The organism is Bacillus sp. S71 (assembly GCF_016625265.1).
Lineage (GTDB): Bacteria > Bacillota > Bacilli > Bacillales > Bacillaceae_G > Bacillus_A > Bacillus_A cereus.
Window position 1 is genome coordinate 1 of sequence record NZ_JACVUW010000019.1, and the last position, 17,117, is coordinate 17,117.

Below are 17,117 nucleotides of genomic sequence, written 5' to 3' on the forward strand. Positions count from 1 at the left end.
GCTGAGAACTTCCTAACGCAGAAAAATAACTTACCACCTTAGAGCTGCACTAGGGAAATTAAGTATCTAGTGCCGTGTAAGCGACGTTATCGCAAAAGAAGCCATTATGTTTTTTGTGATGGGAATCTGGGTGGAACCACGGATATAAGCATATTCGTCCCTATATTTAGGGATGAATATGCTTTTTTGCATTCAATTTCATAATAAGCGAAGAAAAGGACACGAGTTATTTTACCCGGTTATACAGAGAGGGAAGGAAAGCTGAGAACTTCCTAACGCAGAAAAATAACTTACCACCTTAGAGCTGCACTGGGGAAATTAAGTATCTAGTGCCGTGTAAACGACGTTACCGTAAAAGAAGCCATTGCATTTTGTGATGGGAATCTGGGTGGAACCACGGGTATAAGCACGCTCGTCCCTATTTTAGGGATGAGTGTGCTTTTTATTATGAAATGGAGAGATGAAAAATGAAAGAGCAAATGATTGAAATTAAATTTCCAGATGGTAGCGTGAAAGAATTTGTAAAAGGAATTACTTTAGAAGAAATTGCGGGATCCGTTAGCAGTAGTTTGAAAAAGAAAGCAGTCGCAGGGAGAGTAAATGATGGGTTATATGATTTACGCCGAAATATTGAAGAAAATGCGGAAGTAGAAATCATTACTATAGATTCAAATGAAGGTGTAGAAATTGCAAGACATTCCGCGGCACATATTTTAGCGCAAGCTGTAAAAAGAATGTATGGTGATATAAATCTTGGGGTAGGGCCTGTTATTGAAAATGGATTTTATTATGATATGGATCTTCCAAGTAGCGTAAACGTAGAAGATTTACGAAAAATCGAAAAAGAAATGAAAAAGATTATAAATGAAAATATAAAGATAGAACGAGTGGAGGTTTCTCGAGAAGAAGCAGCAAAACTGTTTCAAGAAATGAACGATCGCTTGAAATTAGAACTTTTAGAAGCAATTCCTAGTGGGGAAAGTGTAACACTATATAAACAAGGTGAATTTGTAGATTTATGTAGAGGACCACATTTACCATCAACAGGTTATTTGAAAGCATTTCAATTAACTCAAGTTTCTGGTGCATATTGGCGAGGTGATAGTAATAACCAAGTGCTTCAGCGTATATATGGTGTTGCATTCTCTTCCCAAAAAGAATTAGAAGAGTATTTACATTTCGTTGAAGAAGCAGCAAAAAGAAATCATCGTAAGTTAGGCAATGAGCTTGAGTTATTTATGTTTTCTGAAGAGGCTCCGGGAATGCCGTTTTATTTACCGAAAGGACAAATGATTCGTAACGAATTGGAAGCATTTTTAAGAGAAATTCAAAAAGAGTACAATTATCAAGAAGTACGCACTCCGTTCATGATGAACCAAGAAGTATGGGAGAGATCAGGGCACTGGGGACATTATAAAGATAATATGTATTTCTCAGAAGTGGATAATAAAAGTTTTGCATTAAAACCGATGAACTGCCCAGGGCACATGCTTATGTTTAAAAATAAATTGCATTCTTATCGCGAATTACCGATTCGTATGTGTGAATTTGGTCAAGTACATCGCCATGAATTTAGTGGTGCGTTAAACGGATTATTAAGAGTACGTACTTTCTGCCAAGATGATGCACATTTATTTGTAACTCCAAAACAAATTGAAGATGAAATCAAATCCGTAATGGCGCAGATTGATTACGTATATAAAACTTTTGGATTCGAATATGAAGTAGAACTTTCTACTCGTCCAGAAGATTCAATGGGTGATGATAAATTATGGGAGCAAGCAGAAGCAGCATTAGAAAATGTATTACAATCGCTAAATTATAAATATAGACTAAATGAAGGTGACGGTGCATTTTACGGGCCGAAAATTGATTTTCATATTAAAGATGCTTTAAATAGAAGTCACCAGTGCGGAACAATCCAGCTTGATTTCCAAATGCCAGAGAAATTTGATTTAAATTATATAGATGAAAATAATGAAAAGAAAAGACCAGTTGTTATTCACAGGGCAGTTTTAGGGTCATTAGATCGCTTCTTAGCAATATTAATTGAGCACTTTGGAGGGGCGTTCCCGGCATGGGTGGCACCAGTTCAAGTGAAAGTAATTCCAGTTTCAAATGCAGTACATGAACAATATGCCAATGAGATTGCACTTAAATTAGCACAAGCTGGAGTTCGTGTTGAACAAGATGCACGAGATGAAAAATTAGGATATAAAATAAGAGAAGCACAAATACAAAAAGTACCGTATGTTCTTGTTATTGGGGATAAGGAAATGGAAAACGGAGCTGTAAATGTACGTAAATATGGAGAAGAGAAGTCAGAAGTTGTTGCGCTAGATTTATTTGTGGCAAGTATTGAAGAAGAAATAAAGAATAGAAAATATTGATTGTAAAGAAAACACACTATTAGAAATTAGTGTGTTTTCTTTTTTATCTTACAAAAATGTAAGGTAAATGTAAGCGAAATCGAGGGAACGAGTTGTAGAAAAATGAGAATATGAAGTAGGAAATAGGTTCATGTTAAGGGTGTAACTCTTATTGGATGAATAATTAAAAAATTCTTAAGAATTTACATGACAAAATAATAAGAAATATGTGAGAAATTGATTTTATACAAAAGGGATGGAGTGAAAGAGATGTCAACAAATGTAGTTACTGTAGAAAGTGTAGAAAAAACGTATGGGAAAAGAAATGAGAATCAGTCAAAAGCATTAAGGGGTGTATCGTTAAGTATTAAAGAAGGAGAATTTGTCGGGATCATGGGACCTTCTGGTTCTGGAAAAACGACTTTACTTAATGTGATAAGTACACTTGACCAAGCGACAGGTGGTAGTGTGACGATAGCTGGTACAAATATTACTTCTATGAAGGGCAATGCGTTATCTGATTTTCGCTCTCAAAAATTAGGTTTTATCTTTCAAGATTTTAACTTACTAGAAAATTTATCAATTTATGAAAATATCGCTTTACCACTTTCTTTGCAAGGCGTACCATCAAGTGAGATTACTGGAAAGGTAAATGACGTTGCGAAGAAATTAGGCATCACTGAAATTTTAACAAAATATCCGACGGCTGTTTCTGGAGGACAAAAGCAAAGAACAGCGGCGGCAAGAGCTTTAGTACATAATCCAGCAATTGTATTAGCAGATGAACCGACAGGTGCGCTTGATAGTAAAAACGCAAAAAGTTTATTAGAAGCAATGCAAGATTTACATGAAAATCATAATGTAAGTATTTTAATGGTTACACACGATGCATTTAGTGCAAGTTATTGTGAGCGTATTTTATTTATTCAAGATGGTCTTCTTTATAAAGAATTAAATCGTCAAGGCACTCGAGAGAATTTCTATCAAGACATTTTAGGTGTGCTCGCTCATATGGGCTCAGCTGCTGAGTCTAAGTAGGGGGCGAAACTATGTTATTTAAATTATCACGTCATAGTATGAAAAAGATGTTAAAAGATTATATGGTTTTACTTATTGGCCTCGTTATTAGTATTAGTATTTTCTACATGTTCCAAACAATGGCGATGAATAGTGAATTTACGAAAGATAATAGCCTAATTAGTAGTATTAGACTCGTCTTTTGGGTAGGTGCAATACTATTATCTTTCATTACTGTATTTTATATTATATATGCTAACTCTTTCTTACTCACGTTAAGAAGAAAAGAACTCGGTATGTACATGATGCTTGGTGCAAAAAAGAAAAAAGTAGCACAGTTATTATTTATTGAAACATTCGGTATGGGTATTGTCAGTATTATTATCGGTATTTTAGTAGGGATGTTACTTGCAAGTGTAGCAGGAAACTTTTTAATGAATGGAATGGAAATTTCAGCAAAAGGTAGTTATGCATCTGTATACACACCAGCAATTTTAGTTACAGCTATTTTCTTTTTAATACTATTTTTCATTACTGGCTTAATGAACAGTGTCCGATTGTTACGTAAAACTGAACTAGAGTTAATTCGTGAAGATGAAACACTAGATGAAGTGAAGAAAAGTAAAACTCGTATTATTATAATGACAGTACTCGGTATATTGCTAGTAAGTACAGGATACTACTTTATGGTAAATATAAAAATGTTTGCTGAAGTCGGTTTTATAATAGCGACAATCGTTACAACACTTGGAACATATTTTATTTTTAGTTCATTGCTCCCATTTTTTGTGATGAAAATTAAAGGGAATAAAAAACGAAATGAAACAGGCTTAAATAGTTTTACATATGCACAGCTACGCTTTCGCGTAAATAGTTTATCAAGAGTATTAGGTACGGTAGCGATGTTAATTGCATTAGGCGCAGGTGCGATGACGGCAGGTATGGCGTTCCAAAAAAATGTAGGTATTATGACAGACTTTTCTCGTGTATATGATGTTGTAATTCATGATCCGAATGATCAAGACAAAGCTGCCTTAAAAGAAATGGAAATTGTTGAAGAAAGCAAGTACAAATATAAAGTAGATGGAGAAGCGGTTTATTATTTACGTAACGACTTAACTGCGAAACCACCACTTGTTTCAGACCATTTTGATACAAAAACGTTAAAAGAGCCTGTTCGTAAACGTGTGACTGAACCTTTAACTGAACCTGTATATTCAGCTTTAGAGGCTCCTGAATTAGCAAAATTCCCTCGTATGCCAAAGGATTGGGAAGACGCAGTTGTAAGAGAGATACAAATTACGCATAATCAATTTAGCGGAAAACCAGTAAGAATTGCAGACGAAGAGCATTATAAAGGAATTCAAGGAACAGAACACACTGTAACATTAGCAAAAGTAGATGATATGAAAAAATATAAACCGTTATTGATCGAAATAGACAAGAGACAAAAAGCACAAATTGAAAAAGCAACAGGTGAAAAGGTAGACTTATTTACGAAAATGACAATTTATCAGTTTATGAACAGCTTCATGAGCGGAACAATGTTTATGGGATTTTTCCTCGGAATTGCCTTTTTAGCAATGATGGCAAGTTCCCTTATGTTCAAAATATTAACAGGTGCTTCTCGCGACGTACGCCGTTATGAAATGTTACGAAAAATTGGTGTGAGACGCAGTATGTTAACGAAAAGTATATATAAAGAAATTTCATATTTATTTATCTTCCCAGCGATCATTGGCATTTCTCACGTTTTAGTAGGGCTTAACTTATTTAGCTTTATATTAGTTGACCCGTTTGTGAAAGTGTGGGTGCCAATAGGAATTTTCTTAGTCATTTATTTCATTTATTACTGGATAACTGTTCAACTTTATAAAGGTATGGTAATGCCGAAAGAAGAGGTAGCTAAATAGTTTATGAAAAGAGTCCTTGTTTAGAAAGCAAGGGCTTTTTTCTATATTTGTAATACATTGTGATCGAGTCTTTCTATGAATCGTGTATTGAAAATTAAGAAAATATTAAGAGTTTATATAGCGGAAAGTTAAGAAGTGTATGGGATATTAAGAATGTGCAAAAGATCAAGGTGAAATTGAAGAGTGTAATTGTTATATATTCCTATTATTTTGAGGTAGTTGTGCAGAATTAAATTGATATTTTTATAAATTTAAAAGAAAGGAGACTACTTATGAAGAAGATAAAAAAATTAATAAAACTTATTGGTGCTACCATTACACTATTAGTAATCGTATCATTAGTATTTCCTACATGGACTGCGCAAATAAAGGGGAAAAACAGTATAAGTACATTAGAGCAAGTAGAGATCAATGGAAGTGGTCATGAAATTATGATACGTGGCAAAGATAAGAACAATCCGGTTATTATTTTTGTACATGGTGGACCAGGTACTTCAGAAATACCATATGCTCAAAAATACCAAAACTTATTGGAAGAGGAATTCACAGTTGTTAATTACGATCAAAGAGCGAGCGGGAAGTCGTATCATTTCTTTGAAGACTATTCGAATCTTACATCAGATCTTCTTGTAGAAGATTTATTAGCTATGACAGATTATGTTTCAAAACGTCTTGGTAAAGAAAAAGTAATATTGGTTGGTCATTCTTATGGTACATATATCGGAATGCAAGCTGCCAATAAAGCTCCTGAAAAATATGAAGCATATGTTGGCATAGGGCAGATGAGTGATACAGTAGAAAGTGAAATGGATAGTTTAAACTATGTAATTGAACAGGCACAAAATGCTGGGAATACAGATGAGGTTTCCTATTTAAATGGGTTGACTGAAAAAATTAAAAATGGTGATACATATACTCCGAGAAATTATGTTGCGAAATATGGTGGAACATCAAGACTTATTGAAAATCCAGATGGTGATAATATCGGGATGTTACTTAGTAATGAATATAACTTGTTAGATGTAATTCGTTATAACGTTGGATTATCACATTCTCAAACTGTCTTATTAGAAAAGGATTTAAAGAATCCATTGCCTACTAAGGTGACTAAAATGAAATTACCGCTTTATTTTCTTATGGGGAAATATGACTATAACACTTCATATCATGCGGCAAAAACATATTTTGATACGATTGAAGCAGATCAAAAAGAATTTATTACTTTTGAGAAATCAGCTCATTATCCACAATTTGAAGAGAAAGAAAAATTTTATAAGTGGATGTGTGATACATTTTTAAAATAAATAAAGTGGATCCGAAATTTATAGAATTAAAAAAGTTAGCGAGACGTAAAAAAATCTTAGCTACATATCATTACGTAAAGCGAAGTTAAATAAAAAGACTCTTGTATAAATGACAAGAGTCTTTTTATAATGTTCTCTATGTAGAAGGAAAAGATTGGATAATAGTCGAAAAATATAATATAACTTCCGGGAAATGACTAGAATAATAAAATTTTGTCGAGAGAAAGGATATTAAGTATGAAAGAAATGCTACAGTTATTTCGCAACAAAGTGTACACACGTTTTTTCTAGCAAATATTTTAGAGCGACTCGGTTCTATGATTGCTGTCAGTCAATAGGCTGAACACTCTGAGAAAGGTGGTGAAAACAATGACTAGAAAGAAAGCAGTGAAAGTATTACGTAAACAAAAGAAAAGAGAAACCATGCAACGATTCACGCAGAAACAGAATATCGGACGAGCTTGCCTGACTGCAAAAGAATTCCGCTTACTGCAACGCATGTCACATAGTTCAAAAGCGTTGCGAAATGTTGGATTGTACACGATTAAACAAAGTTACTTGAATCATAACAAGATGGCTACTGTAAAAGAAGTGGATAATGCCATGCAAGCCGATATGAACTACTGGGGCATTCAATCAAACTCTGTCCAAGCGATTCGTAGAGCCTTATATGCAGACGTAAAAAGCTTTTTTAAAGCAATGGAACAGTGGAAGAAAAAACCTGAAACATTCACAGGTCGTCCTAAGTTTCCGAATTATTCTCGTTCAACGGACAAACGAATTATTGAAATCTATCAAGTTCCAAAAGTGGATGATAACGGGTATTGGATGATTCCGATGAATGTTGCATTCAGAAAAAAATTCGGTTCCATTAAAATATGTATGTCAAAAAACTTAAGACATAAAAAAATCTCCTACATTGAGATTGTACCGAAGCAAAAAGGTCGGTTCTTTGAGGTGCGTTACACATATGAAATGTACGTTTCTCAAATGAAGAAACAACCCACGACTACGAGTAACGCTTTAAGTTGCGATTTAGGTGTAGATAGATTAGTAAGTTACGTGACAAATACAGGTGATGCTTTCTTAATTGATGGAAAAAAATTAAAATCCATAAACCAATACTTCAACAAAATGATACGTAATCTCCAGCAGAAAAATATTGAAAATGGACTTTCAAAACGCGTTGTAACGAACAAAATGGCTGCACTTTGGCATAAACGAGAAAGACAAATAAATGGTTACATTTCACAAACGGTAGGTCTGTTGTTCAAAAAAGTGAAAGCATTTGGCATAGATACGGTTGTCGTAGGGTATAACGCTGGTTGGAAACAAAAATCTGATATGGGAAAAAAGAATAATCAAACATTTGTTCAAATCCCATTGCATAAACTGCTTGCAGCAATTGAGAATAAATGTGTAAAAGAAGGCATCCGATTTTTAAAACAAGAAGAAAGCTATACTTCAAAAGCTAGTTTTCTTGATAAAGATCCGGTTCCAGTTTGGTCTAAGGATGATAGGATGCATTATCGCTTTAGTGGCAAACGAATCACTCGTGGTCTGTACCAAAGTAAAGCAGGAACATGTATCCATGCTGATATTAACGGTGCTCTGAATACATTGCAAAAATCAAAAGTTGTAGAATTGGATGACAATCTCAAAGTGAAAACGCCGATTCTATTAGAAGTGCAAAAACGTAAGGCTGTTGCTTCGCGCATAGCTTAGTGGGTGCGTCAACCATCCATGTGTACTCGACTTGTCGGGGCTTGTAGCACACGCCGGATTCATCTGAGTGGTGGCTTCTTCCACAAGGAGGAACTGCTCTTTTTCGAAAGGGTGGTGCAAGTGGGGAAACGATAGTTCGTTTCAAGTACCAACCAAAAACATACTTGGGGTGTTACCATAAGGTGGCATGAATGCTAGAGCGTCAACTGTCTAGCGATAGACGAAAAGACCTAGCGTTCTAACTCAAGCCTCCACTGAAACGTTTCAGTGGGGGTAGTTGACTACGGGATGATTATACTTATCTTTATATTATTATTTTGGGAAATGTATACAATTTTTCTCTCCATCAGAACAGTCGATGATACAGGGAGTAGTTGAATCCGACCAATACGGTGCAGCAGCGGGCATGAATCAAATGGTAAATAGTTTATATGCTTTGTTTGGTGTAGGAATTGCAACAATGGGTTGGATGTATGAAATTGTAGAAGAGTCATTCATGGGGCGCGTTCAAAGTTTACTTAGTCCATTAACGACAGGGTTTCAGCTATTATCTCTCGGTGCGATAGCGATGTTGTTCCCGAAATGGATTAGTGCAGATACATTATATATTATTTTATTTGGTTTATTATTTTTCGTTACGTGTTTATATCAAGCTGTTTTACCTAGTGGAAAGAAGCAGGTGCAAGGTTTAGCTGAAGAGATGTAATATATCTGTCTTTTTGTTTCTGAATATTCTATTGGATTGTAAGGGGAAATCGTTATGTTGATGCGAATTGCTAAATGGTGTGGGATTACTTGTTTACAACTAGTAGCTGCAATTTTATGTATAATCTGTCTAGGCGCGCTACCGCGTTTATTTAAGGGATTGCAAATGGATTTAATCGGTTTTTGGAACACGATTGTATTTCTTGGAGGGAAGTTACTTCAACCAGGTGAAATTACATATGGATTTCGGGACTCAAGAAAATTATTTCCACAAATATGGATTCATTATAGTGAAACTATGATTGTATTTCTATCAGCTTTTTTACTATCTTTGCTTATAGCGTATGTACTTGTTGTTTGGGTATTGCAGCGTTCTCATATGAAGCAAAAAATGTGGAATGGAGTTTTTCTTACGCTAGAGAGTATACCGGATATATTACTTATTTTATTATCACAACTTCTTGTCGTAATTGTTTTTCAAAAAACAGGTTTTATGCCAATAAAACTTGCTGGATTAGGAGAAGAGAGAGTACGATTGTTACCGATTATATGTCTTACAATACCAACAACGTTATTATTTATTAAACTATTGTTATTACGTTTTAAAGAAGAAATGGAGAAAGATTATAGTATATTTGCGAAGAGTAAAGGACTCAGTTTGCAGCATATTTTAACACATCATGTTTCAAGAAATGTTTTATTGACGACAATTTACTATGCGAAAACAAATATTTTATTTATGCTATCCAATTTATATATTATCGAATGGATTTTTAATACATATGGAATGTTTGTATTTGTAAAAGAAAATTCTAAATTAGAAATATTTACAGTGAGTCTAGTTATATTATACGTTCCGCTTTTTATACTATTTCGTATATTACATACGCTTTTACAAAATGTTATAAGGGAGCGTGTGTAACATGTGGCAAGTTGTAAAAAGAGATGTGAGATTTTGGATAGGTGTTACTTTTCTGAGTGTACTAATGATTATTAGTATTGGATATACGTTATTTTTCGATGGGAATATTCGTGAACTTACGATGATGTATAATGAAAAAGGAGAACTAGAGGCTGCTCCATTTTCGCCATCAAGTAAATTTTGGTTCGGAAGTGATACGAAAGGCCGTGACCTTGTCCAATTAATAATAGAAGGTGCAAAATGGACAGTTGGAGCGAGTATAATTATAGCGATTTTACGAGTTATAGTTGGAGGGGGAATTGGTTTACTTCTTGGTATGTATGGTAAGCGATCTTTTCCGGTTATCTCATCCTTTTTTGATCCTTTTAGTATTGTACCAATGGTTATGATTTCTTATTTTATGTTAAATAAAGTTTTAACGTTTGATAGTGGAGCGGAAGTTGTGCCGTTGTATTTGCGGGTGACATTTCAAATTATAGTTCTTACATGTCTTGCTGTACCAACAGTTATGTTGTATATAGCGCAAGAAGTTAAACGTATTAAGAAAGAAGAATTTATGTTGGCAGCCACTGTGCTTGGCGGGAGTAAATGGCAGAGGTTGAAGCGCCATATATGGCCTCATATGTTACCATCATTTCTTTTATTAGTAGCACAACAATTTGTGAGTACTTTATTACTTCTTTTACACCTTGGTTTGTTGCAATTATTTTTTGGTGGAACAATAACCTTCAGTGGAATGGATCCAGATAGTGTAACAAAAGAATGGACAGGATTAATTGGTCAAAACTTCCGGCACTTAACTACTCATACATGGATTGTACTTATACCGATTGCTTTTTATAGTATGACAATCTTAGCTGGAAACCTAATTAGTAATAGCATGCAAGATGCGATTAAGCTAGGAAATGTGAGAAGGTCAAAGTGGGAAGGGAGAGAAGTGCAAGTAGAGAAACAAGTACAACCAACTATGAATGACTTTTCTTTTTATAGGGAGATACAAAAGTAAAGAAAGATAGCTGAAGACAAATCGTTTTCAGCTATCTTTTTTCGCTTAAAGTGGAGGTAAATCAATCTTACCTTCTTCAAATAATTCTTTTATCATATGCTTCGTATAACCAGCGGCTTGACCAAATGTGATTTTTGCTGGCATTGGTGCTTCGTTAGCATCTACAACTACATCAATAATACATGGTTTATTTTGTTTTACTGCATTTTGGAAAGCGGGAAGTAGTTCATCTAAATTCTCAACACGGTATCCAATACCTCCACACGCCTCTGCATATTTTGCAAAATCAGGGTTCGTTAAGTCTGTTTCGAATTCGATATTACCCATAACTTCTTGCTCGAATTTAATCATCGCAATTTTATTATTGTTTAATACGACGACAACGATTGGTAATTTATATTTTACAGCTGTTACGAAGTCATTCATCGTCATTCCAAATCCGCCATCACCACAAACTGCAAATACTTGTTTATCCGGGAATGCAATTTTTCCAGCAAGAGCACCAGGTAAACCGCAACCAAGTGTTGCGAGCCAGCTTGAAATGACAAATTGCTGGTTTGTCATACGGAAGTGCCTTGCGGTCCATACTGTTACATTTCCGACATCGACTGATAGAATTGCGTCATCATGTGCTACTTGCTGCAGAGCATGCATAACGCGTTGTGGTTTAAGTGGAATAGAAGAATCTTCTTCTTGATCGTGTAATTTTTCTTCCCACTTTTTCATCATTTCTTGATGATGTTCTAAGAAAGAATGGTCTGTGTGTTTTTCAACATTTTCAATTAACCATCGTAATGTTTTATTAGCATCACCAGCTAAACCAATATCTGTCGCATAACGTTTTCCGATTTGGGCAGGATCTGTATCGATATGAATTGTTTTCGCTTTTTCAGGTAAGAAACCAGTGAACGGATAAGAAGTACCAACCATAATTAAAGTATCTGCATGTTTCATTGCTTCATAAGAAGGTTTCGTTCCGATTAATCCTAATCCACCGATACAAAGAGGATGCTCATCAGGAATAATTCCTTTAGCAGGTAATGTAAGTACGATTGGAGCACCAATATGTTCTGCCAATGCAAGTAAAGATTCTCTCGCATGTTTTGTTCCTTTTCCAGCTAAAATCACAGGCTTTTTCGCTTCATTTATTGCGAGTTTCGCTCCATCTAAATCTTGTTTTTGTGGAAACAACTCAGGTAAAGTAAAAGAAGTATTTGTAATACGAGCACCATTTTTCACTTCGAATTTCGGGACATCATCTGGAATTGTAAGAACGGATACACCTTTTTTCGTATAAGCCATTCGAATTGCTTGATTCACTACGGCAGGTAGTTGCTCTGCTGACATAATACGCTGGTTATAAACCGCAACATCATCAAACATTCTTTCTAAATTTACTTCTTGGAAAAAGTCCGTTCCAAGTAAATCGGTTTCTACTTGACCTGAAATTGCTAGAACAGGGGCTTTATCGAGTTTCGCATCATATAAACCATTTAATAAATGAATAGCACCAGGTCCTGCAATTGCCATACAAACGCCAAGTTTTCCTGTTAATTTTGCATAGGCAGCCGCTGCTAATGCACCAGCTTCTTCATGGCGAACTTGAATGAATTTAATTTTATCTTGTTTTTTTCTTAAAGCTTCAATGATAGAATTGATGGAATCTCCAGGCATACCGTATATGTGTTCTACTCCCCAGTCAATTAATAAATCAACTAATGCTTCACCGGCTGTTTTCCCAAACATAATTGTTCCTCCTTATAATAGGTAGATAACATTATGTTTTGGATAAAAAGGAAAAATATACAAATAAGAAAATTTATCTGGTTATTTGTAATCTAAGAATCAGTGTGGGAGGAACAAAAGTTTCACTTTAGCAACTTTAATGATGACCAGCGAATAAAGTGAACACTGTTATTAGTAAAAAACCACTAGTTGCCCACATTAGAAATGTAAGGAAAGAGAGCTGTTTCTTAGCTTTCCAAAGCATTTCATGAATTGTGACATATCCAAGTGAACCGATAGCACTTCCCATAATGAGTCCTTGCAGGTGAAGAGCTTTTCCTTCCATCAAAATGCCAAAAACTGTGCCAGTACCGAGAATAAGAGAAAGTAATAAAGTCGTTAATAAAAAGGAAATATATTTATGTTTTGTAAAAAGAAATGGAATAATTAAAGCTAATCCTTCTGGAATATGGTGAACGACAATTGCTATTAAAAAGGGAATGGCAGAGTCATTATGATTTATAAAAGCTGTACCTAACGCAAATCCACTCGGTATATTATGAATAAATATAGCGAAAGAGAGAAAAAGGAAGGTTTGCCATGCTTGTTGATCTTTTTTATGTATCATTGGATGGTGACAATAGTTATCTAATAAGCTCATAACTAAAATACCGATAGCTATACCAAGTATAGGCCCAACCATTTCGTAGCTTGAAAATGTTTCAGGAATAATTTCAAGGGATAAAAGCCCAAGTAAAATACCACCACATAATGCGTATAAACGATGCATCTTTTCTTCAATAAGTTGGCGTGTTGCTACTCCAACAGCACCTCCTAAAAGTAATCCACCGAACGAAAAAAATGTTACAATCATTGGAATCCATAAACGTTCCATAGTATCACACTCCGATTCTATTCCCTTATTTTTAGCTTACGAAAAGGAAAGTTAGATTAGTCCAAGTAATTGTGTTTGATTATAGAGAAAAAAGTAGTGATTCGTTATAATTTATATATTAAATTTAATTGAGAAAATGAAAAGGGGAATTGGTTATGCAACAAATTAAAAAAATAGGAAACTCATTTTGGTATATGACACCTGTTTCTGAAACAGATAGACCTATCTTAGGAATGGTTGTTGGACAAGAAAAAACTTTAATGATCGATGCAGGGAATTCAGAGGAGCATGCACAATTATTTTTAGAAATGTTAAAAGAACAAAATGTATCGAATCCAGATTTCGTAGCACTAACCCATTGGCATTGGGATCATATTTTTGGATTGCCTGTACTACAAGATGCATTGTCAATTGCACATTCTGAAACGAAAAAAGAGATGCGTACACTTGTTTCTTATGAATGGACAGATGAAGCTTTGGACGCACGCGTAAAAGAGGGTACTGAAATTGCATTTTGTGCGGATTGCATAAAAAAAGAGTTTGAAGAAAAAGCGAGAAATATTAACATTATTCCTCCGACCTTAACGTTCCAGAATCAAATTGAATTAGATCTTGGTGAAGTGACATGCGTGTTAAAAAATGTGGGCGGAGATCATGCACATGATTCAGTTGTTATTTACGTGAAAGAAGAAAAGATATTATTTTTAGGAGACTGTATATATGCAGATATTTTTTCTTCGAAGTGGAACTATACGACGAAAAGAACGTTTAAATTGATAGATGAATTAGAGAAATTTGATGCTGAGACATATATTCTCTCTCATGGTGAAGCGATAAATCGAGAGGAGTTTTTACAAGAGATTCGTATGTTAAAAACAGTAGGAACTTATACAGAAGCTCATATAGGTGATGAAGAGAAGATAAAGGCAGCGTATAAACAAGAACTAGATAGAGAATTAAATGAAGATGAGTTAGAAACAATAACTTATTTTGTCAATGGTTATGAAATGAATAATCAATAAGACACTACATTAATCCAATATAATTAAATTGCACAAAAAGAGTATTGAAATTTAATTCAATACTCTTTTAAATATTAAGTCCCAAGCAATTTCTAAATTTTTTGGCTGGTTCATCATCTGGATTTATACCACTTTCAAAACTAGTAGTGAAAGGTAACCACTGCCAATCTTCGCATCCTACAAAAGCTACTCTTGACCAATTCTCAATGAATTCAATGAAATTATTCGCAATCTTATACCCATGTCCTTCTCCATCGTCGTGGCTTAGGTAAATTATTGGAGCATCTATATCATCTTTCATATCAAATGCTAAATAATCTCCATTTCCCACTTCACAAAATGCTAATTTGTTGTGCCAAACTACATCATATTCATCATCTAGATTTGAAAAAAACTCGTCAACCAAGTCTTTACGTTCTTTTTCGAATTTAGAAAGATTTTCTAAACTCCAGTAGGGTGTTCCGCAAAAAATATCAGTAAATTCATTTGGTAGCTCTACATCGTCAGGTAAAAACCAGCGTAAGCTAAAATTTCCTGAGAACTCTAAAAGTACTTTTTTGAAGCTATTTGGTAGTTTAATATCCAGTTTTTCTTCTACTTGGATTATTTGTTCAAGAGAAGATGGTTCATCTATACAAACTTCTTGAACTTCACCACCTATGTATTTAATTCTAGAAGTTATAATTTCTATTCGTTCTTTTAGTAACTCATAATCCATCTTATCACCTCATGTTATATTAATTAAAGTATATCATTCTTAATAAATTTTTTTCGTGTTATTGAGGTTTCAAGTAGAAGCTTTCTTTGCTAATTCAGTAATATATTCAAAGAATACATCACGTTTTACATCATAAACGACATTTACAGGTCGTCCATCAGCAGTTTCCTCTGTACGTCCTTGGCTTGGTCCGTATGTATGAACGATACTATTAATTGTTTCAGTTTTTGCAAGGTTAGTGTTTCCGACAAGCGCGGTAGTTAGTACATCCCATAAATAGTAGGTAGAGTTCGTTGAGAAGTGAACGAGAGGGGGAACCATTGCATAGCATTGACCAAGGAAATCCATACCAATATACTTCCGTTCTTTTGCCCATTGTTCACGTATGTCTATAGTTAACGGAACTTGGTTTGTACTTTCTAGTGTCACTAAGTCGATTTTAATTTTTGCATCCCATACACGAGCTACTGCTTCAGGGTCCCAAAACGAATTCCACTCAGCTGTTCCATCATGCTCTGGTTCATGTACATTGCCTGCTGTAAGAAATGTACCACCCATCCAAACGAGACATTCAATTTTATCTTTAATTATGGGAGCTTCATATAACGCACGAGCAAGGTCAGTTAGGGGCCCGGTAAATAATAAAGTTGTTTTTCCTTCCGTTTGTAGAAGTGTTTCTATTAAATGGTGATGTGCAGGCTTTGCTGCCATGGGTGCTACAACTTTTCCAGACTCATTTAAAATTGGTAAAGCATCTACATAAAATGCATGCATCCGCCAGTCTTTCGGAAACGGGTTTTGCCCGCGAGAGTTTGAAGCGGCTACTGCAATATTATCTTTGCTGAAGCGATCAATAATTTTACGACTTGCAGACATTGCAGGTTCTAAATAGCAGTCTGCTGGGATAACAGATACACCGGTAAGTTCAACGTTTTCCATTTGAAGTAATAAAAATAATGAAATTAAATCATCTACGCCGCCATCATGATTGAAGTATACTTTTTTTTTCATTGTAATCTCCATCCTATATGATTTAGTTAGAAATTAAATATGAATTGAGGAAAAGTCATCAATAATTTCCACCACTTCAATTTCTCCATTAATCAGTAGCTCAGGAAGCTCATTTCTAATATTTCCTTTCCAATACTTTCTAGCTTGTTCGATTTTTTGAGAAAAAGGAATACCATCTTCTTTCGGTAAAAGTTTCCCGTCACCTTCAAAAGAACTTCCGATTACTCGTAGTTTAACAATCTGTAAAACTTCTCGATTGTAAGAATCAAATAGCGCTTTCCATTTCAAAGCATCCTCATAACTCTTAGCAGCATATAAACAAGATAACCTGAAAGGGTATTCAGGGAATTCTTGTAGTCTAACCATTTCTACAATTGTTTCTCTAACTGCTCTAATTGTTTGATTCATATAATTCATAACTACTTTAGCATTTTCATTATTTATATGTAATTCGTCATTTTTATAGTGATTATTTAAAATTTGTATGCCATCTTCACCACTAACATTTAATTGTTCTCTTTCAAAAAAGAAGTTATATAGAGTATTGTGTTGATTTTTTTTAAAAGCAATCATTTGTCCGATATGCATTCTTTTCCTTGTTACGATGTGATATGCGTAAAATTCTGTTTCATTCATGGTTATCCTCCTAGTAATAATGTAATGCAATGTTAAATTTAGTAATTCAACATTGAAATATATAAAACCTTTATAAGTAAAAGTGAGAATTTGAGTTGAAAGTAAAGAAAATACATGAAAACGTTTTAAATTTGTTCACAAAATGTTCA

13 protein-coding genes, 2 pseudogenes and 1 other annotated feature are annotated in these 17,117 nt (G+C 34.5%); of the genes and pseudogenes, 10 read left to right on the plus strand and 5 right to left on the minus strand.

Features of this window, described 5'->3' with window-relative positions; genetic code table 11:
- Positions 1-201: 201 nt before the first annotated feature.
- Positions 202-423: a binding site (T-box leader), on the plus strand.
- A 44-nt stretch (positions 424-467) separates the two neighbouring features.
- The 9 genes and pseudogenes from thrS (at position 468) to IBT51_RS24825 (ending at position 10,961) form a co-directional block, all read left to right on the plus strand.
- Complete coding sequence (thrS, locus tag IBT51_RS24785) at positions 468-2,390, plus strand: threonine--tRNA ligase (protein WP_200458570.1); 1,923 nt, start codon at positions 468-470, stop codon at positions 2,388-2,390.
- 249 nt (positions 2,391-2,639) lie between these two features.
- Complete coding sequence (locus IBT51_RS24790) at positions 2,640-3,407, plus strand: ABC transporter ATP-binding protein (protein ID WP_000106426.1); 768 nt, start codon at positions 2,640-2,642, stop codon at positions 3,405-3,407.
- Positions 3,408-3,418: 11 nt separating this feature from the next.
- The gene (locus IBT51_RS24795; protein WP_098127891.1) at positions 3,419-5,299 is read left to right on the plus strand and encodes an FtsX-like permease family protein; all 1,881 of its coding nucleotides are present in this window, start codon (positions 3,419-3,421) and stop codon (positions 5,297-5,299) included.
- Positions 5,300-5,571: 272 nt separating this feature from the next.
- Entirely contained in the window at positions 5,572-6,603 is a 1,032-nt protein-coding gene (locus tag IBT51_RS24800; RefSeq protein ID WP_078400265.1) for an alpha/beta hydrolase, read from the plus strand.
- 237 nt (positions 6,604-6,840) lie between these two features.
- Positions 6,841-6,929, plus strand: a pseudogene (locus tag IBT51_RS24805) (MFS transporter); the annotation flags it as partial.
- Between the two features lie 43 nt (positions 6,930-6,972).
- Positions 6,973-8,328 carry an RNA-guided endonuclease TnpB family protein gene (locus IBT51_RS24810; RefSeq protein ID WP_200458569.1) on the plus strand — a complete coding sequence of 452 codons (1,356 nt, stop codon included), beginning with the start codon at positions 6,973-6,975 and terminating at the stop codon, positions 8,326-8,328.
- 282 nt (positions 8,329-8,610) lie between these two features.
- Positions 8,611-9,034 (plus strand): annotated as a pseudogene (locus tag IBT51_RS24815) (hypothetical protein); the annotation flags it as partial.
- 54 nt (positions 9,035-9,088) lie between these two features.
- Entirely contained in the window at positions 9,089-9,955 is an 867-nt protein-coding gene (locus tag IBT51_RS24820; protein ID WP_053564548.1) for an ABC transporter permease subunit, read from the plus strand.
- A 1-nt stretch (position 9,956) separates the two neighbouring features.
- A complete protein-coding gene (locus IBT51_RS24825; protein WP_200458568.1) occupies positions 9,957-10,961 on the plus strand; it encodes an ABC transporter permease subunit in 1,005 nt (334 codons plus the stop codon).
- 45 nt (positions 10,962-11,006) lie between these two features.
- On the opposite strand, the gene IBT51_RS24830 is transcribed toward IBT51_RS24825, so the two are convergent.
- The gene (locus IBT51_RS24830; protein WP_053564547.1) at positions 11,007-12,707 is read right to left on the minus strand and encodes a pyruvate oxidase; all 1,701 of its coding nucleotides are present in this window, start codon (positions 12,705-12,707) and stop codon (positions 11,007-11,009) included.
- Between the two features lie 136 nt (positions 12,708-12,843).
- Positions 12,844-13,581, minus strand: coding sequence for a ZIP family metal transporter (locus tag IBT51_RS24835; RefSeq protein ID WP_000440632.1), 738 nt, complete (start codon positions 13,579-13,581; stop codon positions 12,844-12,846).
- Positions 13,582-13,736: 155 nt separating this feature from the next.
- Between IBT51_RS24835 and IBT51_RS24840 the strand changes: the two genes are divergently transcribed.
- The gene (locus tag IBT51_RS24840) at positions 13,737-14,603 is read left to right on the plus strand and encodes an MBL fold metallo-hydrolase (protein ID WP_200458567.1); all 867 of its coding nucleotides are present in this window, start codon (positions 13,737-13,739) and stop codon (positions 14,601-14,603) included.
- A 67-nt stretch (positions 14,604-14,670) separates the two neighbouring features.
- Here the strand turns inward: IBT51_RS24840 and IBT51_RS24845 are convergent, their stop codons facing one another.
- The 3 genes from IBT51_RS24845 to IBT51_RS24855 form a co-directional block, all read right to left on the minus strand.
- Positions 14,671-15,321, minus strand: a complete 651-nt coding sequence (locus IBT51_RS24845; RefSeq protein ID WP_200458566.1) for an SMI1/KNR4 family protein — start codon at positions 15,319-15,321, stop codon at positions 14,671-14,673.
- A gap of 69 nt (positions 15,322-15,390) precedes the next feature.
- Positions 15,391-16,344: a nucleoside hydrolase gene (locus IBT51_RS24850; protein ID WP_200458565.1), complete on the minus strand. Its 954-nt coding sequence runs from the start codon at positions 16,342-16,344 to the stop codon at positions 15,391-15,393.
- 21 nt (positions 16,345-16,365) lie between these two features.
- On the minus strand, positions 16,366-16,968 hold the full coding sequence (locus IBT51_RS24855) for a DUF2441 domain-containing protein (RefSeq protein WP_200458564.1): 603 nt from the start codon (positions 16,966-16,968) through the stop codon (positions 16,366-16,368).
- Between the last annotated feature and the right edge of the window lie 149 nt (positions 16,969-17,117).